The 529-nt window shown below is 55.2% G+C and carries 1 protein-coding gene; it reads left to right on the top strand.

Features of this window, described 5'->3' with window-relative positions:
* A partial coding sequence (locus D515_RS25925) for a hypothetical protein (protein WP_039850625.1) occupies nt 1-529 on the top strand: 529 nt, incomplete at both ends.

Below are 529 nucleotides of genomic sequence, written 5' to 3'. Positions count from 1 at the left end.
GGCAAAACCGACAGCCAGACCGATGCCGTTACAGGCACAGGTACCATCCTCGATAACGATGCACCGACCCTCAAGGTCTCGAATGCAGGCAAAGTCGCCGAAGGTAGCGATGCTGTCTTTGACGTGGCCCTGAGCAACGCCGCGCAAGACGAGGTGGAATACACCCTGACCCTCAATGGCATTGGTAAGAATCCTGCTGAGCTTCAAGATCTGCTCGGGGATGAAACCTCATTGACGGTGCAATTGCTGGATGAAAATGGTGCGCCGCTGCTGGATGACAACAACGTCCCCATCACGGTCGAACTCTTCATTGATGGCAATACCCTGACCAATACCGTCACGCTGCCAGGCAAGGTGACATCATTCCAAGTCCAAGTCCCTACCTTCGACGACAGTGCGAACCCGATTTATGAGGGTAACGAACGCTTTAAGCTGACCGTTGACGCGGACATTCTGGCGGACAGCGGCAATGACAAAGTGGGCAAAGCCACCATCGCTGACGATGGCACGGGTGCTAACCCACCGCCAA

Origin of the sequence: Grimontia indica, assembly GCF_000333895.2 — a bacterium.
In the GTDB taxonomy this organism is placed as follows: Bacteria; Pseudomonadota; Gammaproteobacteria; order Enterobacterales; family Vibrionaceae; genus Enterovibrio; species Enterovibrio indicus.
The sequence above is the reverse complement of the archived record's forward strand: the minus strand, read 5'-3'. Positions and strand labels throughout refer to the sequence as shown.